At 58.8% G+C, this 17117-nt stretch carries 20 protein-coding genes; 5 read left to right on the top strand and 15 right to left on the bottom strand.

The features are described 5' to 3' along the window. Positions 1-58: 58 nt before the first annotated feature. From cyoD to ACYG9R_RS20505, 5 genes are all read right to left on the bottom strand, one after another. A complete protein-coding gene (gene cyoD / locus ACYG9R_RS20485) occupies positions 59-469 on the bottom strand; it encodes a cytochrome o ubiquinol oxidase subunit IV (protein WP_023668026.1) in 411 nt (136 codons plus the stop codon). Continuing rightward, complete coding sequence (locus ACYG9R_RS20490) at positions 466-1152, bottom strand: cytochrome (ubi)quinol oxidase subunit III (RefSeq protein ID WP_023668027.1); 687 nt, start codon at positions 1150-1152, stop codon at positions 466-468. The genes cyoD and ACYG9R_RS20490 overlap by 4 nt, the downstream gene beginning before the upstream one ends. Continuing rightward, entirely contained in the window at positions 1149-3149 is a 2001-nt protein-coding gene (gene cyoB / locus ACYG9R_RS20495) for a cytochrome o ubiquinol oxidase subunit I (protein WP_023824792.1), read from the bottom strand. Before cyoB ends, ACYG9R_RS20490 begins: the two co-directional genes overlap by 4 nt. 2 nt (positions 3150-3151) lie before the next feature. Continuing rightward, positions 3152-4081: a ubiquinol oxidase subunit II gene (cyoA, locus tag ACYG9R_RS20500; RefSeq protein WP_245260110.1), complete on the bottom strand. Its 930-nt coding sequence runs from the start codon at positions 4079-4081 to the stop codon at positions 3152-3154. Positions 4082-4311: 230 nt separating this feature from the next. After that, positions 4312-5202 carry an MBL fold metallo-hydrolase gene (locus ACYG9R_RS20505; RefSeq protein ID WP_023668030.1) on the bottom strand — a complete coding sequence of 297 codons (891 nt, stop codon included), beginning with the start codon at positions 5200-5202 and terminating at the stop codon, positions 4312-4314. A gap of 299 nt (positions 5203-5501) precedes the next feature. On the opposite strand from ACYG9R_RS20505, the gene ACYG9R_RS20510 reads away from it, so the two are divergent. After that, positions 5502-6659, top strand: coding sequence for a hypothetical protein (locus ACYG9R_RS20510; RefSeq protein ID WP_023824793.1), 1158 nt, complete (start codon positions 5502-5504; stop codon positions 6657-6659). A 69-nt stretch (positions 6660-6728) separates the two neighbouring features. On the opposite strand, the gene ACYG9R_RS20515 is transcribed toward ACYG9R_RS20510, so the two are convergent. The 3 genes from ACYG9R_RS20515 to ACYG9R_RS20525 are packed head-to-tail and all read right to left on the bottom strand — an operon-like array spanning position 6729 to position 9615. Beyond that, positions 6729-7250, bottom strand: coding sequence for a ferritin-like domain-containing protein (locus ACYG9R_RS20515; RefSeq protein ID WP_023687824.1), 522 nt, complete (start codon positions 7248-7250; stop codon positions 6729-6731). 47 nt (positions 7251-7297) lie between these two features. Then, a complete protein-coding gene (gene glf / locus ACYG9R_RS20520) occupies positions 7298-8440 on the bottom strand; it encodes a UDP-galactopyranose mutase (protein ID WP_023681140.1) in 1143 nt (380 codons plus the stop codon). A 2-nt stretch (positions 8441-8442) separates the two neighbouring features. Then, on the bottom strand, positions 8443-9615 hold the full coding sequence (locus ACYG9R_RS20525; RefSeq protein WP_023824794.1) for a glycosyltransferase family protein: 1173 nt from the start codon (positions 9613-9615) through the stop codon (positions 8443-8445). A 354-nt stretch (positions 9616-9969) separates the two neighbouring features. On the opposite strand from ACYG9R_RS20525, the gene ACYG9R_RS20530 reads away from it, so the two are divergent. Next, entirely contained in the window at positions 9970-10887 is a 918-nt protein-coding gene (locus ACYG9R_RS20530) for a glycoside hydrolase family protein (RefSeq protein ID WP_023700021.1), read from the top strand. 280 nt (positions 10888-11167) lie between these two features. Here ACYG9R_RS20530 and ACYG9R_RS20535 read toward each other — a convergent pair whose 3' ends face one another. Beyond that, positions 11168-11344 (bottom strand): hypothetical protein, encoded by a 177-nt coding sequence (locus ACYG9R_RS20535; RefSeq protein ID WP_155922451.1) that lies wholly within the window; start codon positions 11342-11344, stop codon positions 11168-11170. Between the two features lie 139 nt (positions 11345-11483). On the opposite strand from ACYG9R_RS20535, the gene ACYG9R_RS20540 reads away from it, so the two are divergent. Together ACYG9R_RS20540 and ACYG9R_RS20545 are read left to right on the top strand one after the other, a co-directional pair. Next, complete coding sequence (locus ACYG9R_RS20540; RefSeq protein ID WP_023712198.1) at positions 11484-11993, top strand: pyridoxamine 5'-phosphate oxidase family protein; 510 nt, start codon at positions 11484-11486, stop codon at positions 11991-11993. Positions 11994-12033: 40 nt separating this feature from the next. Continuing rightward, positions 12034-12633 (top strand): cupin, encoded by a 600-nt coding sequence (locus ACYG9R_RS20545; RefSeq protein ID WP_023824795.1) that lies wholly within the window; start codon positions 12034-12036, stop codon positions 12631-12633. A gap of 1 nt (position 12634) precedes the next feature. Here ACYG9R_RS20545 and ACYG9R_RS20550 read toward each other — a convergent pair whose 3' ends face one another. The 6 genes from ACYG9R_RS20550 to ACYG9R_RS20575 form a co-directional block, all read right to left on the bottom strand. Then, positions 12635-12931, bottom strand: coding sequence for a SemiSWEET family sugar transporter (locus ACYG9R_RS20550; RefSeq protein ID WP_023681146.1), 297 nt, complete (start codon positions 12929-12931; stop codon positions 12635-12637). A gap of 14 nt (positions 12932-12945) precedes the next feature. After that, positions 12946-13356 (bottom strand): hypothetical protein, encoded by a 411-nt coding sequence (locus ACYG9R_RS20555; RefSeq protein WP_050590551.1) that lies wholly within the window; start codon positions 13354-13356, stop codon positions 12946-12948. A gap of 90 nt (positions 13357-13446) precedes the next feature. Continuing rightward, the gene (xth, locus tag ACYG9R_RS20560; RefSeq protein ID WP_023824796.1) at positions 13447-14223 is read right to left on the bottom strand and encodes an exodeoxyribonuclease III; all 777 of its coding nucleotides are present in this window, start codon (positions 14221-14223) and stop codon (positions 13447-13449) included. Between the two features lie 68 nt (positions 14224-14291). Further along, positions 14292-14504 (bottom strand): hypothetical protein, encoded by a 213-nt coding sequence (locus tag ACYG9R_RS20565; protein ID WP_245259911.1) that lies wholly within the window; start codon positions 14502-14504, stop codon positions 14292-14294. Further along, positions 14501-14656, bottom strand: coding sequence for a hypothetical protein (locus ACYG9R_RS20570; RefSeq protein ID WP_155923313.1), 156 nt, complete (start codon positions 14654-14656; stop codon positions 14501-14503). The genes ACYG9R_RS20565 and ACYG9R_RS20570 overlap by 4 nt, the downstream gene beginning before the upstream one ends. 63 nt (positions 14657-14719) lie before the next feature. Beyond that, entirely contained in the window at positions 14720-15247 is a 528-nt protein-coding gene (locus ACYG9R_RS20575; RefSeq protein ID WP_023681150.1) for a YciE/YciF ferroxidase family protein, read from the bottom strand. A 423-nt stretch (positions 15248-15670) separates the two neighbouring features. On the opposite strand from ACYG9R_RS20575, the gene ACYG9R_RS20580 reads away from it, so the two are divergent. Then, a complete protein-coding gene (locus tag ACYG9R_RS20580) occupies positions 15671-17071 on the top strand; it encodes a phospholipase D family protein (RefSeq protein ID WP_023824797.1) in 1401 nt (466 codons plus the stop codon). The last annotated feature ends 46 nt before the right edge of the window (positions 17072-17117 follow it).

Here is a 17117-nt window from a genome sequence, read left to right on the forward strand (position 1 = left end):
CTCCTGGGGCCATCCGTGCGAATGGCGCTGCGGGCGGCCGTGCGTTCGCGGGGAGCGTTCAAGGCATGGTTCCGGCTTGATGGGGTGTCATGGCAGCCATGTTTTCATTCAGATGGGCCATGATCCAGATAGAGCCCAGAACCACCAGCGCGACGATCAGCACGCCGAAGGCCAGCGCCAGGATGTTGTTGGTGTTGTCCGGCCCGGTGGTCAGGTGCAGAAAGAAGACAAGATGCACGCCCATCTGCGCAACGGCGAGCACCACCAGGGCCGAGATGACCGCGGGCTGGTAAATCAGGTCGGTTCGCGCCGCCAGGAATGACGCGATCGTGAGCAGGATAGCCAGGCCGAAGCCGAGCACATAGCCCGAGAGGCCCCCAGCCGTTTCGTGCTCGCTTATGTGTTCCTCGCCCGGCGCTGAATCGCGGCGGTCCTGCAACTCGCCGGTCTTGCTCTCGAACTCGGTCATGACGATGCTCCCAGCAGATAGACCAGGGTGAAGATGGCAACCCAGATGATGTCGAGGGCGTGCCAGAAGAGCCCGAAGCAGTGGAGCCGCCGCAAGATGTCGGGCCGAAAGCCCTTGACCCACAGCTGCGCCATCATCGTTCCCAGCCAGAGCAGGCCGAGACCGACGTGGGCACCGTGGCAGCCAACGAGCGCAAAGAAGGCAGAAAGAAATGCGCTGCGCGAGGGGCCTGCCTGCTCGCCGATCATTGCCGCGAACTCCTGTAGTTCCAGGAACAGGAACGCTGCCCCGAGCAACCCCGTGACGAGAAGCCAGAACTGCGTGGCAGCCATTGATCTGCGACGGGTGGCGAGTGTTGCCACGCCGCCGGTGAAGCTCGAAGTGAGCAGAAGGCCCGTCTGGACCGCAACCCGTGTCGGTTCGAACAGATCCTTGCCTGTCGGTCCGCCGGCGGTTGCCTTGGCGAGCACGGCGTAGGTGGCGAAAAATGCCGAGAACATGATGATGTCGGACAGGAGAAAGATCCAGAAGCCGTAGGTCACCGTGACGAACTTTGAGGCCGGGCCGCCTTCTCCGTGGCCCGTCGCAGAGCGCACCGCATGCCGACCGGTGTGATTAAGCCGATACGGGTCCCGTGCCTGGGTGCCGGCGCTGATGTCGCCGGAGAATGCGTGATCGCTCATGCCGGGCGCTCCCACCCGCGCAGCCAGGCAAACTGGGCTGCCTTGTGGTCATGATCGATGCGGGCGACCTCGTCGACAGGGATCTCGTAGTCTCCATGATCGCGCCAGGCGAATACGACGAAGGTTGCGTAGGCGCCGATGAAGCCGACGATCGCCAGCCACCATATATGCCAGATCAGCGCGAAGCCGATCAGTGTGCTGAAGAAGGCGGTGACGAAGCCAGTCGGGCTGTTGCGAGGCATCTCGATCGGCTCATATGCCTTTTCCTCGTCCGAGCTCTGTTCGATCCCTCGTTGCTTGATGCTCCAGTAGGGCTCTTCGTCTTCCACGTGAGGCAGCCGTGCATAATTGAAGACAGGAGGAGGAGAAGATGTCGACCACTCCAGCGAACGCCCGTCCCACGGGTCGCCGGTTTCGTCGCGAAACTTGTCGCGATGCCGGATCGAAACGAAAAGCTGTGTGATCTGCAGCGCCGCGCCGGCGATCATCACCACCACGCCGAAAGCGGCCACCACCAGCCACGGTGCCCAAAGGTCCATATCGATATGTTGCAGGCGCCGCGTCATGCCGAGCAGACCGACAATATAGAGCGGTACGAAGACCAGCATGTAGCCGGCCAAGGTGACCCAAAATGCCGCCTTTCCCCAGCCTTCGTGCAAACGGAAGCCGAACGCCTTGGGGAACCAGTAGGTGAAGCCGGCGAATGCTCCAAACAACACGCCGGAGATGATGACATTATGGAAATGCGCGACGAGGAAAAGGGAATTGTGTAGCACGAAGTCGGCCGGCGGGACGGCAAGCAGGACGCCAGTCATGCCGCCGACGGTGAAGGTGGTCACGAAAGCCAGTGCCCAAAGCATCGGCGTGTCGAAACGAACGCGCCCGCCATACATGGTGAAGAGCCAGTTGTAGATTTTCACACCGGTTCCCACGGCAATGACCGACGTGGCGATGCCGAAGGCGGCATTAACGTCCGCTCCGGCACCCATGGTGAAGAAGTGATGCAGCCAGACCATGAACGAGACGATGCAGATGAACATCGTGGCCGCGACCATCGAACGGTATCCGAACAGCGGCTTCGATGAAAAAGTCGAGAAAATCTCGGAAAAGATTCCGAAGGCGGGAAGCACCAGGATGTATACTTCGGGATGGCCCCACGCCCAGATCAGGTTGACGAACATCATCTGATTTCCACCAGCTTCGTTGGTGAAGAAGTGGAAGCCGAGATACCGGTCCAGCGTCAGCATTGCGAGCGTGGCGGTAAGGATCGGGAAGGCTGCGACAATAAGCAGGTTGGACGCGAGCGAGGTCCAGCAGAACATCGGCATTCGCAGATAGCCCATTCCCGGCGCCCGCATCTTGAGGATGGTCGTCACCAGGTTGACGCCGGTGAGCAGCGTGCCGACGCCGGAGATCTGGATCGCCCACAGATAATAATCGACACCGACGCCCGGCGAGTAGGCGGTTTCCGACAAAGGGGCATAGGGCAGCCAGCCGGTGCGCGCGAACTCGCCGACCACAAGCGAGATGTTGACCAGCAGGGCTCCGGAAGCCGTCAGCCAGAAGCTGACGGAATTGAGCGTCGGAAAAGCGACATCGCGTACGCCAAGCTGCAGCGGCACGACGAAATTCATCAGGCCGATCATGAACGGCATCGCGGCGAAGAAGATCATGATCGTGCCGTGCGCGGAAAAGATCTGGTCGTAATGCTCCGGCGGGAGGTAGCCCGGCCCGTGAATCGCCAGCACCTGTTGTGTGCGCATCATGATAGCATCGATAAAACCACGAAGAAGCATGAGCATCGCCAGCACAATGTACATCACGCCGATGCGCTTGTGGTCGACCGAGCTTATCCACTCGCTCCACAGATATGGCCAGTAGCCCTTCACCGTTATCCAGCCAAGCACGGCGGCTGCTGCCAGAAAGACGCCAAGGGCTGCGCCGAGGGGGATAGGTTGATCGAAAGGAACGGCCGACCAGTCGAGCTTGCCCAGCATCGTCATTCTGCGCCTTGTGGATGATGGGTCATCGTTGCCGCCGCCGCGGGTAATGCCCTTGGGCTCACCTGTGGCTCGCCGCTGGCTGCGCTCTCAGCAGGCCCCGGACCCGGTGGGAGCGTCTGCTGAACGACCGCTTCGAACAGCCCAGGCTGGACATGACCGAAGGAAGCCGGCGCCACATTTGTGCTTTGCCGGGCGAGTTCGCGATAGGCGTTGGCGTTGAGCACGCCGCCCCCGCCACGCAGCGATGACGCCCAGCGGGTGAAGGCATCGGCTGAAACCGCGCTCACACTGAAATTCATATCCGAGAAGCCGTCGCCGCTGAAGTGCGCCGACTGGCCGAAAAAGCTGCCCTCGCGGTCGGCCTGCAGATGCAATTCGGTCTGCATGCCGTTCATGACGTAGACCATGCTGCCAAGCTGGGGCACGAAGAACGTGTTCATCACGCTGGCCGAGGTCAACTTGAAACGCACTGGAACACCGGCGGGGATAACCAGTTGATTGACAGCGCCCACGCCCTGCTCGGGATAGAGGAACAGCCATTTCCAGTCGAGCGCCACCACCTGAATGTCGAGCGGCGGCTGGCTAGAAGGGATCGGTTTGCGCGGATCGAGCTGATACGATCCGTAGTAGATCAGACCGCCAATGAACAGGATGGTGAGCGTCGGGATCGACCAGACGATCAACTCCACGCGTCCCGAATAGGTGAACTCCGGGTTATAGCGGGCGTTGCTGTTCGAGGCGCGGAACTTCCAGGCGAATGCCAGAAGTGCAACAAGCGTGGGAACAACGATCACCAGCATCACCGCCAGCGAGTTCAAAAGGATCGTGCGATTACCGACACCAATTGGTCCTTGGGGATCGAGCACTCCCCCCGCGCAACCGGGCAAGAATGCGCCTCCGACGATCCAGAGCAGTTGGCGTGTCAACTTAGGGCTGGATGGCAAGAACACCGGCTCTGCAATCTCTCTTTGCGGGAACGCGGGCTAGAGGCATGCGTTCGTCGGGTTTCCATCTGAGCCTCCCCATGGCGCGGAACCTCGCGGCACTTCGCAGGGTGTCGCCACCTGAGCGAGTGCCCCAACTGTCGCCGGCCGGGTTTGTTCCGCTGGACCGAGTTACTCTGTCCGATGGTCCCGCCTTGGCCCAATCTGGCCATTCAGAACGATGGCGGCTCGATTGGCCTAGCTATCGGCGACGCTGGCTCCCGCACGAATTTCAATTTCGGCGGGACGGCGAATACCCTGAATCGCTCAGCCAGATTATCGAGAGCCTGACGCATGCCCACTCCCGCAGCAGCCGCACCGTGTCCACTGATGACCATCTGGGGGCCCAAGGCAGCCAGATGCTTCACGGACCTTTCCGCTGCATCCCAGTCTGGCGTGAAATAGCGCGGCGGACCGTGCATCTCGAGATCCTGAATGGCGACTTCATAGACCGACTCCTGACCGGTGGTGATGAAAGCGTCTCCTACGATGAGCGAGCGGTCTTGCTCGCGCCAGAGCGAGATATGCCCAGGGGCATGTCCGGGTGTGTGCAGCCATTGCCATCCGGGCATTCCGGGGATCGATCCATCGGCGGGCAAGGGTTGCAAACGGCTGCCAAGATCGATTGGCCCGCGTGGAAAAAGCGGTGAAAGCAGCGCCATCAGTCCACCCCCAACCCAGGGATCCGGTGGCGGATAGGATGTGGTTCCGTCCAAATAGGGGTGCTCGAGTGGATGGGCGAAGACAGGCACGTCCCAGCCATTTGCGAGTTCTAGAACCGTTCCCACATGGTCGAAATGGCCATGGGTCAGGATGATTGCAGCCGGCCGTGCGTTGACGCCGAACCGCTTTTCCGCGACCGCTAGAATGCTGCTGCGAGACGTCGGCAACCCGGTATCGATCAGCACCCAGTTCCGATCTCCGCTGCCCGGTGCGCCGAAGAACACGACATTGACGATTGCTAGCCGCAAGTAACCCAGGTCCGGTGCGATGCTCCAAGCGCCGTCGCCACGATCCTCGCGCCTGGCGTGGTCGATCTCGGAAAGTCGAATCTGAACGGTCATGTGATCCCATGCCTCTGTTGTTGCCGAGCAGCCGCTCGAGTGGATGACGGCGGCTGTACATCGCCCCGAACTTGGGACGGGCCTCCTTGTTCCTCATTTGCACGCGGCGCCCGGACAGTTCACCACCGGAACAAAGGCTCTACCAATGGGTTCGGCACTACCCGGCCACGCAAGGACGAGCTGGACTGAGCAACGAACATGGGGCGCGCCCGACTGAATTCGGTATTTCGCCAACGCGGTTCCCGGTCCGGACAAGGCGGCCGAGTTCGAAGCCGATTGCCCAAAGGAGACTTCGAAAAATGAGCGAAGTGGGACGCCAGACGGAGGCCTCGGTTCCGGAAGCTTCGCGCTTCGCCAGTTTTTTCATGGCAGGCTTTGAATGCTCCTCGCACCGGCGCAAGGACGGCGTTCGCCTCGATCTTATTCGTGCGACCTCGCATAATTTGCATGCCCTGGGCGACTACCGCGGCTGCGCCGAACTCGGCCTTCGCACCATCCGCGACGGCCTGCGTTGGCATTTGATCGAAACCGCTCCCGGAACCTATGACTGGTCAAGTTGGGCGCCAATGGTCGAGGCAGCCCGATCGGCAGGTGTTCAGGTAATCTGGGACATCTTTCACTACGGATCTCCGGACCATGTCGATCAGGGCTCGCTGCATTTCATCGACGCCTATGCCTCGTTCGCGGCAGAAGCCGTCAAGGTACACCGTTCGATCACCGGAACATCGCCTCTGTTGTGCCCCATCAACGAAATCTCGTTTTTCGCATGGGCTGTCGAGGTCGGCTATTTCCCGCGCGTGGGGCCGAACAAACGTGGATGGTTCAAGCGGCACCTCGTCAAGGCCGCCATCGCGGGTGTTCGTGCAATGCGGGAGATCGATCCCGCCTGCAGATTTGTCTGGGCCGAGCCGCTTATCCATATCGCCCCTCGTGACCGGACCCGCAGCGAACGGCGCCGGGCCGAAAACGCCCGACAGGGACAGTTCGAAGCTTACGACATGTTGCTGGGCCGCGTCGAACCTGAGTTGGGCGGGAGCGAAGATGTTGTCGATGTCGTGGGCTTGAATTTTTACCCGCACAATCAATGGTACGTAAACGGGCCGACGATTCCGATGGGACACCACGAGTACCGCGCCCTGTCGGAAATGTTGCTAGAAGTTGCTCACCGGTACGGCAAGCCGATGTTCATTGCGGAGACCGGCTCCGAGGGATCCGGCGGGCCGGCTTGGCTCCACTATGTCTGCGACGAGGTGCGTTCCGCAATCAGTCTCGGAGCGCCGATCGAGGGAATTTGCCTGTACCCGATAACGGCCTACCCGGGCTGGGACAATTCGCGACATGCCGAGGTCGGTTTGTTTTCCGTCATCCAGGCTGACGGCAGGCGACACCTGCGCAAACCCACAGCAGATGAACTGGCCCGTCAGCAAGCTCTTCTCGTCGCGGACACGATGCCTTGAAGGGGCCTCAAACGAGGGAGGGGCGGGCGGGCGTCTGTTTCGAAACGCCGCCCGCGCCGGTGCGGTGCATCAGCTTTTTGCAGTCGCCCCAGCCTCGCGCAGCCTGGCATATCGCATGGTAACGTCGCTCAGATTTTCCTTGAGCCAGTTGGCCATGGCTTCCTCTTCGTTCAGGTTCTGCTTGAGGGCCCTTTCAGCATCCTGGAAGCCCCCGGCGTCGGCCAGTACCAGCAGCGAATTGTAGGCAGCAATCTCGTAGTTCTCGAATGCGAAATTCGCCAGGCTGTTCTTGATGATCTCGTCGCCGGCCATCGAATGTCCAATGGCGGCCACGCTGCCAACCATCGACAAGGCAGTGTCCTTGAGGGTGGAGTGCTCCTCACCAAGGCCCTCCAGGACGGACTCGAGTCTCGTGATCTGGCCTTCGGTTTCCTGAATGTGCCGGCGCAAGCGATCGGCCACCTCCGGATAGTTCTCTATACGCTCGACCTGAGGCTTCATGATCGACAGCGCTTGATTTTCCATGGCGTGCGCGTTGCGCAAGCCGACGATAAATATCTCGCGGCTTTCCGAGTTGAAGTTTGTATCCATCGAGTTTCTCCTTCTGATACCCGCCCGATCTTCCGTCTTGGAAGAAACTATCTTCTCGGCTCGGCCAACAACGGCTCCTCCGTGCGTGCCCAGGCCGGGAGGCTTTTTTGGATGCGCGCGAAAGTGGCCAGAGCCTGTCCGACTACCTGGTCCATGTTGTAATAGCGGTAAGTTGCAAGCCGGCCGACAAACCACACGTCTGGGCAGCTTGCCGCGAGCGCTTCATAGCGCTTGTAGAGCACTTCGTTTTCGGGCCGGGGCACGGGATAGTACGGGTCCCCGATGTCCGTGGGGTATTCGTAGGTCAGGCTGGTCCGCGAACTCTGCTGGCCGGTCAGATGTTTGTACTCGGTAATGCGCGTGTAATCTTCCGTCTGGGGATAATTGACCACGGCAACCGGCTGAAATTGCTCGCAATCCAGTGTAACGTGCTCGAAACGAAGCGAACGGTACGGAAGGTGCCCGAGCTGCCAGCCGAAATATTCATCGATCGGGCCGGTATAAACCATGCGCCTGAACGGTATCTTCTCACGAATTTCACGGAAGTCGGTCTGCAGCATGATCTTGATGTTCGGATGATCGAGCATGCGTTCGAACATCCGCGTGTACCCGCCGGCCGGCATTTTCTGGAAGCTGTCGCTGAAATAGCGGTCGTCACGGTTGGTCCTGGTCGGCACTCGTGCCGTCACGGATTTGCTCAGCTGACTGGGATCGACGCCCCATTGCTTTCTTGTGTAGCCGCGGAAGAATTTTTCATAGAGCTCGCGCCCCACGGTGCTGACGACGACGTCCTCAGCCGTTCGGACATCCTCCACCGTTTCGCGTCGCGACGCGAAGAAATCCTCCAGCTGTGCCGAGGTCAGGTCTAGCCCGTAAAGCCGGTTGATGGTGTCGAGATTGATCGGGATGGGAACCAGTTGCCCGTCCACGGCCGCCAACACCCTGTGCTCGTACGGCCGCCATTGCGTGAACTGCGAAAGGTGGTCCACGATCGTTTGGCTGTTGGTGTGGAAGATGTGCGGGCCGTAGCGATGGATGAGGATGCCGGCTTCATTGTAGCAGTCGTAGGCGTTGCCTCCCACATGGCTGCGGCGATCGATCAGCAAAACGCTTTCCTGACGCTGCGACGCTATCCGTTCGGCAAGCACACTGCCGGCGAAACCCGCGCCGACGATCAGCCAATCGAACATGGCTATGCACTCCTGCGAAGGGGCAAGACCTTCTTGCGTTGGTAGGCGCGCTCAATGTGAGCTGCCATGGCATTCCATGTCCGTTCCCACGACATGTCCGCAAGATAGGCATCGACTTGCTGCAGGAGCATCTGACGCGGTCGCGAAAGGACGGAGCGCAGCTTGATTTCCAGATCGTCACAGTCGGCGATTTCCACCAGCCCGGCAGCACCGTAACTGCGCACCACGTCGACGATTGCCGTCGAGATCACCGGCAGACCCGCCGCGAGAAATTCCGGCGTCTTGGTCGGGCTGATGAAACGCGTCGCCTCGTTGAGGGCAAACGGCATCCATCCGGCGTCCCAATGGCGCAAATAGTCGGGCAGATCGCAGTAGGCTTTCGGGCCAAGCCAATGCAGGTTTTCGGCTTGCGGCAGGCTTGCAGGGTCGATCTTGACGACCGGACCGAGCATGACGAAATGCACGTCCGGCATTGTCTTTGCCGCTAGCGCCACGAGATCGACGTCCAGCCGCTCGTCGATGACGCCGAAATATCCAACCCTCGGGGAAGGAATGCCCGCCTGGTCGGCTGGGTCCCTTCCTGGCTGTCTTGCGGTGTGAAAGTGCCTCACATCGATGCTGCTCGGAAATGGAAAGATGGCGGGATGGAGGTGACGCTTGGTCTCGAACAAGCTTAGACCACCGGTGAAAACGAGATCCGCGCGGCGAAGAAGCGCCTTTTCCATCTGGCCCAGCTCGGGGGGCGCATTCCTGAACGCAGAGAGTTCGTCCATGCAGTCATAGACGCATATGTCTGGGTCGAGGAATTCCGTAAAGCGAAGAGCCATTGGGGTGTAGTACCAGGCGATCAGCCGGCTATGCGGCATAGAAGCGATGGTCTGCTGCACAAATCTCCGCTGGACGGCATCTGCTTTCGCGGCCGACGTGCCAAGCGGCAGCACTGGTGTGACAATCAGAATGTTTTCCGATGCCACGCTCGTCCGCATCAGCGGCTGCGGCAATTCTTCGAAAACGGGTTCTTCAAAATAGACCACTCGCTGCTGAGCGGATGCAAGGGTGAGGAGATGCTGCGGACGCTGGTGAACAAAATTCCATCGTAAGTGGGAGAAGCAAACCAGTATATTTTCGCGACGAACATATTGACTGCCGGTTACCCCGCCAAAGGCCGCTTCCATTGACATACTCCCTCTGTGACACTATTTATGTTACGATTAACATTTGTTAATCGCGAATGGAGAGAACTACTTAGTTCCAGCTCCTAACTTTCGATCAGGTGAGTTGTTCCAACTGAAATGAAGAAGGCCCGGTCGCCCGCCTTGGTCCACGCACGAAGCGGGATCTGGGTGCGGAGGCGAGGGCGGCTGTCGGAACCCGGCCGCCACTGAAAGCGTGGTTCAACGAGGAATGCTGGTGGACAGCGGCATTGCCGTATTTGCGTTGAACTCGTTGGCTATAGAATGTGCCTAACATCAATGATTCGCCTGTATCTCTGCGCGTCTCCGACTGCCGAGGCGAATTCCGGGGCTGACATGAACATCAACTTTGAAACCAACGTTTTTCCACTGTTTCATCCGCAAAGCGTGGATGATCTCAAGGACCCGTGTCCTGTCTTCGATGGCCGTGTCTGGCACGTCTTCGGGTCAAGCGGCACGGTCACCACCGAGACGTGGAGAATCTTGCATGCCACGGCGCCCGATCTTTATGGGCCGTGGGCCGAGCATGAGCCGATCGAACTTCCAATCAACGGTACTGGTGTTGCGGCTCCCGGTGTGACCCACGAGTGCGGCGTCTTCCACATGTTCATCCAGACGGAATTCATGAAGTCGGGTGGCCGTTGCGAGCATGCGGTTTCCAACGACGGGTTCCATTGGGTAGTCCTCAGTCCGGCCATTCTGGCCATCCCGGACACGGAAGAGGACGGCATTTACGATCCGCATCCAGCAGTCATTGGCGGTGGGCGCTACCTGGTTTATTCGGCTATGCCAAAATTCACGAGGGTGCCTCAGCCCGACATCTATCTGGCACGTAGCCAGTCCGACTCGTGGTTCGGTCCGTGGAAGCGGATCGGCAAAATCCTCGACCACAACGATGTTCCCCACCATAACACCAGAGATGATCCCGACTACGAATGGGGCATTGAGGGCGCGCAACTGATCGAGCTGCCGGACGGCCGGGTGCTTCTCAACGCCACTTGCTTTCTTCCGAATGGCCTTCGGGGAAACCGGCAACGGGTGTTTTTTGCCATCGCCGACGAGGTCAGCGGGCCTTACGTTTCGATCGGCCCGGTGCTGGAGCCAGGTCAACCGGGCGAGAACGGCCACTCGACGGTGATGATCGATGGCAGTCAGCTTTCACTGTTCTACCAGAGCCGGGTTGCCACAACCGATCACCGATGGCGCTATGGTTTAGCCAGATGCGACGTCGCTCTCTTTTCAAAGGTCGCGTGATTTCCAGGCTGCCATTAGCGCCTTGAGGCCGATGCGCGTCATGCAACTCCGGAGGGTTGAAGGTGATCCGCGTCGGTGACGGTAGCAAAGTGTCATCCGACGCAGTAGGAGACACGACATGGCCGATGCGGATCGACGATTGCCGCGATCGCACTGGCGGGAGGCAAGTCGGGAACGCCGGCCTTAACTCTGTCGCTTTTAGCGCAATGACTTGAGCCGTTCGTCAATTTTCTCAGTGGCATTGATGACACCGCCAGATGCCCTGCCAATGAGCTCATAGCTATTTCTTCGGTCCCTTGACAGGGAATGTCGCGTCGCCGTCTTTTTTGCCGGAGATCACCCGCGGATCGGCGCTGGCGACGCCATCGTTTCCGCCGCCCTTGTGGTCCTTTTCCGACTGACCCTTAGCGTCTTGCTCGGGTGTCCGTCTTGATGTTCGAAGCGTCTTGTCCGCCATCATGGCCTCGCGTTTGCCATCCAAACTTCCGGCAATTTCGAAAGTTCCACCGCTTTAGCAAGCCGAAGGACCAGTGAGTTGGAACGTCGTGGCGGGACGTGAGTTGTAAGCGAGGATATTCACCCGCAGGAGGACGCTTATGGCTAACCGCCGAGAGCAGCAGACGGACCTCACGCCCGCCGAGGCAACAGACCGCATCTGGGAACTCGCCGAGGACATCGACGTCTGCATGTTTGTGACCTGGGACGGCGAGTACAATCGAGCCCGTCCGCTATCTGCGCGTGTGGTCCGTGAGGAAAACGCCATATACTTCCTCGTCAATGACGACAGCGCCAAGAGCAAGCAGCTGTCGACCTATCCAAAGGTCACATTGGCCTGGAGTGACAACAGCCACTACAAATACGTCACGATGTCAGGCCCGGCCACAGTGACAAATGACAGGGAAAAGATCGCCGAGCTCTGGGAGAAAACTGACTCAGCCTGGTGGGATAATGCCGATGATCCCGAGATTCGTCTGATAACGGTCAAACCCGACGAAGGCGAATTGTGGGACAGCCCGGGGCTAATGATGGCTACCGCAACGATGGTGTTTGCGGCCGTTACCGGCGCCAAGCCGAATGTGGGCGACAACGCAAAGGTCGAGCTCTGAGCGAGCGGCTAAACTAACCTCTGCTTTAGAGGCAGCGTCGATGAGCATTTTGGAAACCAGCAAGAAAGTGATCGAGAACGTCACCGGTTTCGCAAGACCGCGCAAGCAAGCTGTCGCCGGATTTGTGAGGCAGCGAAAGTCGAATGAGTTCTGGTTCAAGGATGATGGACTTGTACCCAATCATCCAGCATGGCCGCTCGTCGTTTATCGCGGCGCCGTCGAATTGCCCGAAGGACTTGATCCAGCAGCCGTCATGGAGGTGCTTTTCGATGCAAACGGATGGGGCGATAGCTGGCGAAACGGCATCTATGATTACGTTCACTATCATTCGCAAATACACGAGGTTCTGGGAATTGCGCGCGGAAATGCTGAAGTCCGGTTTGGCGGCAAGAAAGGACGAACGCTGTCGCTGAAGGCCGGTGACGTCGCGGTCCTCCCGGCAGGCACCGGGCACCAATGCCTCTCGGCATCCGATGATTTTTTGGTTGTCGGCGCGTATCCTCCGTTTGGGAATTATGACGAATGTAGGAGCAAGGATCAGCATAGCGATGCGCTCGCAACCATCCCCAGCGTGGGGCGTCCGCGCAAGGATCCTGCATATGGCAGCCAAGGTCCGCTGCTGAAAAGTTGGAAGCGTTAATTTAGTCGTCGGGGTCGAAAGCCTTGGCAACTGCATCTTTCTCAGCCTGCGGCAGGACTGTCATTGTGAGAATGAACGCTGACAGCAGGAGACAAACGCCATTCGTGATTATGATCGGCCACTCTGCCTTCATGATGCCGAAGGCCAGCCACAAGGCGAACCCCAACACAGTGATGGCATACGTCGGTGCGGAGATGCCGCTTGTCTCTCGTGTCCTGATGATTTTCCAGGCTTGCGGGGTGAAACTGCTCATCGAGCAGACGGTCGCGAGATAGCCGATGAGCGTGACTGTCTGCATGGAAGCGGCCTGCCCTACGTCGCAGATACGCGCTTGAGATCAGATACGCGGACCACGCCGTGCTGGCTGACAAAGGTCAGGGTGGAGTCCGTGCTCTGGCTCTGCGAAACACCGGATATGCGATGGTCGCCTGTGTCATAAATCTCCATCTTTCCATGATCGTCGATGACCAGGCGGCTTCGCTCAGGAAACGCTGCGTAGCGCATATTGTTTTGAGAACCAGCGGCAGACGGGCTCCCAAACTCCTCAGGCCACCATGAGCCGGCGTGGGCCATGGCGGGATGATCGAGCAGGTGGGACGAGAGCTCCGCCGCGATAGCGTTGAGCTTCGCCTTGAGGCTGTCATTGAACATGTCGCCGACCATCGTCATGCCGGAGGACCATTGTGACATTCCTCCGAAGTCGACGTGGCTGAACTGGGCCATGGTTCCACCACCACGCCGCAACGCCTACATGCGGCCAAATCTAATCACGAAGGAGCGCCACCAGGTCTTCAGGCTCCTTGCCGAGGAAGCTCAATCAAGTTCTATCCAGGCTGGCGCATGATCGCTCGGCTTGTCCCATGCACGCGTTTCGGCATCTACTCCGGCATTCTTCAGGCGATCCAATAGGGATGAACTCAGCAAGAGATGGTCCATCCGGAGCCCGGAACTCCGATCGTACCCGCCGCGGTAGGAGAAGTTCCAATAGGTGTAAATTCCTTTTTCTGGATGAATGCGACGAACCGCATCGAACCAGCCCTGAGCAAGCATTTCGGCGTACGCGCTCCGGCTCTCGGGGAAGTAAACGGCATCGCCAACCCAGCGCCCCGGCACCGCCGCGTCGATCGGGCCTGGAACGACGTTATAGTCGCCGCACAGGATGGTCGGTGAGCTATCGCCGAGCAGCACCTGGCCATAGGTGATCAAACGTCGGAACCAGCGAAGTTTGTAGTCGAACTTCGGCCCCGGCGCTGGATTGCCATTGGGCAAATACAGGCAGCCGACAACAAGCCCATTCACATCTGCCTCGATGTAGCGGCTGTGCGAATCGTCGGGATCGCCCGGCAGACCTCGACGACGTTCCAGCGGCTCAATCCCGCGAGCGAGGATTGCCACGCCATTGTAGGACTTCTGTCCGTGCCAGATTGCGCCATAGCCGGCGTTTCTAATCGCATCGACGGGAAATTTTTCGTCAGAGGTCTTCAGTTCTTGAAGGCAGACGATGTCATAGCCGGTTTCGCCAAGCCACTTGAGAAGCACTGGCAGTCGGCTGTTGACGCCATTGACGTTGAAGGTTGCGATGCGGGTCATCTCGACGATTTAACGTCTTTGCGCCGCTTCGATGCGACATAGAGTCGGTAGCCAAATCTTGCCTTTTGTCATCGTCCATCTGCATTTTTGCTCGAAGCATTGGTGCTTTGACCGGAAGCAGCGGATGTCTTTGCATCTTTGGAATGCGCGGCAATCGCCGGACCCGCGCCGGTAGCTTTACGCATATCGCCGCTCCCCTTGCCGTCAGTCGATTTCTTGCTCAACAGTCCTGAGAAATATTTTCCAAAGAAGCCCATCCGACTCTCCATCTTGGCGCTCATTCGGCGACTTTGCGGGCCCTGAACTCATCTCTGCGCTGTTCTCGCAACTGCCGAGGATCGCTGCGCGAACCACCAAGGGCGCGGCGCCTGACCAGCGCGGCCGAACACTCAAGCAGGAAACATTCCAGTCCTTTGTAGATATGCGTGATCATGTCCTTCATCTCCCGGGACCGCCTCGGCACATAGGTCGCCGAGGCGGTTGGGTAGGCGATCAATCAAGCCGCTTTCCGTTCTGCCGCTCGTTCGTTGACGCCGGCTTCACCGAGGGCAGTCAGCGCCTCGTCGGTGGCCTTCTCCTCCTCAAGTGTCGCATTGAGGAGCGCAACCACGTCATCCTTGCCGAGCGTCGTAGCCCAGGCAATCAGGGTTCCATACCTGGCAATCTCATAGTGCTCTACGGCTTGCGCGGCACCGACGAGCCCTGCATCGAGCGAAGTCGAACCCTTGTACTCCTGAAGGATTTCAGATCCTTCCTCCAGGATGCCGTCGATCGCCGGGCAGGTTTTGCCGCGCGCGGCCGCGCCGAGAATCTCGAAGACCTCCTCCAGACGTTCGACCTGCCCCTCGGTTTCAGCGAGGTGCTTCTCGAATGCTGCCGAAACTTGCTCTTCGGATGCGCCTTTGGCCATCTTCGGCAAGGCTTTCAGAATTTTCTTCTCGGCATAGTAGATGTCTTTGAGGCCATCGAGGAAAAGGTCCTCCAGGTCCTTGTTGTTGCCATTGGCTTTCTTGGCAGTGGGCATTGTGCCGTCTCCTCTGTTGAAAATTGCCCGTCGCGAGCATTTTCTTAACTCGGAAACCCGAACCCGGTTCCGGGATAATGGAGATATCTAAATTTAAAGGGTCCTGCGCTTCACTGAGAACAACGACCACGTCATTCTCGTCGAAGAGCCGCGGCGGGGCGCACGCCATCGGGCTCCCGCCAACGGTCGTGCGGTCTGAGGGCCTGGCACTACAGGAGAAGCAAGTTCCGCGGCGGCAGCAGAGCAGTCGGGGCAACGCCTCTCAAGCCTCCTTACCGCTCTGCAGCCGCTTGATTGCTGGGCCCCGCTTGCATCCAGGAATTGGGTGATTGGACGCTGCGTATGCAACCAGAATACCTCAGAATGGTTCTAGCTATGATTTAAGCGGGATGGCGCGAGCGCCGTCCAAAGGTGGCAATTTTCATGGACGTATCGCTTTCGCGAACCGCAGACGACAACATCAAGGCCGGCAAGAGCGGCTTGCTGCTTGTCTCGGACAATTATGACGCTTTCGCCGTGCGCGTGCTGGCGGCAAGGAGCGCTGAGCGCAGTCTCGACCTGATGTATTACCTTTGGCATGATGATCACACCGGCCGCTTGCTGCTTCGCGAGGTTTTTCGAGCTGCTGAGCGCGGTGTTCGGGTGCGCATGCTCCTTGACGACGTCAATCCGCGTAAAAATGATGCGGCATATCTGGCGCTGAACAACCATCCAAACATCGAATTGAAGTTGTTCAATCCGAGCGGTATCAGGCGCGGTCGGATCATGCGTGGTGTGGAAGTGCTGTTGCGGCTCTTTGCATTGACGCGACGGATGCACAACAAGGCTTGGATCGTTGACGACAAATTTGCCATTGTCGGCGGTCGGAATGTTGGCGATGCCTATTTCGATGCGGCAGAAACCAATTTCCGGGACCTCGATCTGCTGCTCCTGGGGCCTGCGGTACGGCAAACCGCGGCGATATTCGATGCCTTCTGGGCTTGCAATGAAGCCAAGCCAATCAAAACCTTGGGATCAGTGGCTGAGCATGAGCATGCCAAATGGCTTGAAGGAAGCGATACCGGCCCCGATCCCAAATTCTTGAACGGCATCGGCAACCGGGGCTCGATCACAGAGTTTATTGCGGCCAGCAACGACGTTCATTGGGTGGATGGCGTGCGGGTCATTTCCGATCCGCCGGAGAAGGTTCGTGGTTGGAGACGTCGCAACTGGCTTATGAAAGAGCTGCGTCCCATCATCCAGTCGACGCGCGGGTGTCTGGAGATTGTGTCGCCCTATTTCATTCCCGGCAAAAGGGGCACAGCGATCTTGCTGGACCTTGTCGGCGCCGGTGTTGACGTTTCGGTTCTGACCAACTCCCTGGCCGCCACAGACGTCGCCGCAGTCCATGGCGCTTACGCAAACTATCGCAAGCGGCTGCTGAGGAATGGCGTCAAAATTTTCGAGCTTCAGCCGTTCAACCGGCGCTCGGCAATCTCGGTGTTTGGCTCGAAGGGCGCCAGTCTGCATACGAAAGCTTTCACCGTCGACGACAAGATCGGTTTCGTCGGTTCCTTCAATTTCGATCCACGGTCAGTGTCCTTGAATTCGGAAATGGGCGTGCTGTTTGAGGATCCGAAATTGGTCGCCGAGCTGCGGCATCGATTCCAATCAGAGATCTCTCCGGAAACAAGCTATCGGCTCGAACTGAAGCACAATGTTCTGCATTGGCATGGATGCGGCGAAGGCAAGATTCAGGACTATACGCATGAACCAGAAGCCGGATTTTTTCGCCGTATCCTGGCGGTCTTCGTCCGTCACCTCCCGATCGAATCTCAGCTCTAGCATCTGACGATGGGCGAGGACCTCGCGTTCTCAGCGAATTGCCGTG

Source organism: Mesorhizobium sp. RSR565B (assembly GCF_054719465.1).

Coding starts and splice junctions, on each gene's coding strand:
- cyoD (WP_023668026.1), bottom strand. CDS start 469: ATGACCGAGTTCGAGAGCAAGACCGGCGAGTTGCAGGACCGCCGCGAT.
- xth (WP_023824796.1), bottom strand. CDS start 14,223: ATGACCCGCATCGCAACCTTCAACGTCAATGGCGTCAACAGCCGACTG.
- ACYG9R_RS20515 (WP_023687824.1), bottom strand. CDS start 7,250: ATGGATACAAACTTCAACTCGGAAAGCCGCGAGATATTTATCGTCGGC.
- ACYG9R_RS20545 (WP_023824795.1), top strand. CDS start 12,034: ATGAGCATTTTGGAAACCAGCAAGAAAGTGATCGAGAACGTCACCGGT.
- ACYG9R_RS20490 (WP_023668027.1), bottom strand. CDS start 1,152: ATGAGCGATCACGCATTCTCCGGCGACATCAGCGCCGGCACCCAGGCA.
- ACYG9R_RS20555 (WP_050590551.1), bottom strand. CDS start 13,356: ATGGCCCAGTTCAGCCACGTCGACTTCGGAGGAATGTCACAATGGTCC.
- ACYG9R_RS20510 (WP_023824793.1), top strand. CDS start 5,502: ATGAGCGAAGTGGGACGCCAGACGGAGGCCTCGGTTCCGGAAGCTTCG.
- ACYG9R_RS20580 (WP_023824797.1), top strand. CDS start 15,671: ATGGACGTATCGCTTTCGCGAACCGCAGACGACAACATCAAGGCCGGC.
- ACYG9R_RS20525 (WP_023824794.1), bottom strand. CDS start 9,615: ATGGAAGCGGCCTTTGGCGGGGTAACCGGCAGTCAATATGTTCGTCGC.
- ACYG9R_RS20540 (WP_023712198.1), top strand. CDS start 11,484: ATGGCTAACCGCCGAGAGCAGCAGACGGACCTCACGCCCGCCGAGGCA.
- ACYG9R_RS20530 (WP_023700021.1), top strand. CDS start 9,970: ATGAACATCAACTTTGAAACCAACGTTTTTCCACTGTTTCATCCGCAA.
- ACYG9R_RS20575 (WP_023681150.1), bottom strand. CDS start 15,247: ATGCCCACTGCCAAGAAAGCCAATGGCAACAACAAGGACCTGGAGGAC.
- ACYG9R_RS20570 (WP_155923313.1), bottom strand. CDS start 14,656: ATGATCACGCATATCTACAAAGGACTGGAATGTTTCCTGCTTGAGTGT.
- ACYG9R_RS20535 (WP_155922451.1), bottom strand. CDS start 11,344: ATGGCGGACAAGACGCTTCGAACATCAAGACGGACACCCGAGCAAGAC.
- glf (WP_023681140.1), bottom strand. CDS start 8,440: ATGTTCGATTGGCTGATCGTCGGCGCGGGTTTCGCCGGCAGTGTGCTT.
- ACYG9R_RS20565 (WP_245259911.1), bottom strand. CDS start 14,504: ATGAGCGCCAAGATGGAGAGTCGGATGGGCTTCTTTGGAAAATATTTC.
- cyoB (WP_023824792.1), bottom strand. CDS start 3,149: ATGCTGGGCAAGCTCGACTGGTCGGCCGTTCCTTTCGATCAACCTATC.
- ACYG9R_RS20505 (WP_023668030.1), bottom strand. CDS start 5,202: ATGACCGTTCAGATTCGACTTTCCGAGATCGACCACGCCAGGCGCGAG.
- ACYG9R_RS20550 (WP_023681146.1), bottom strand. CDS start 12,931: ATGCAGACAGTCACGCTCATCGGCTATCTCGCGACCGTCTGCTCGATG.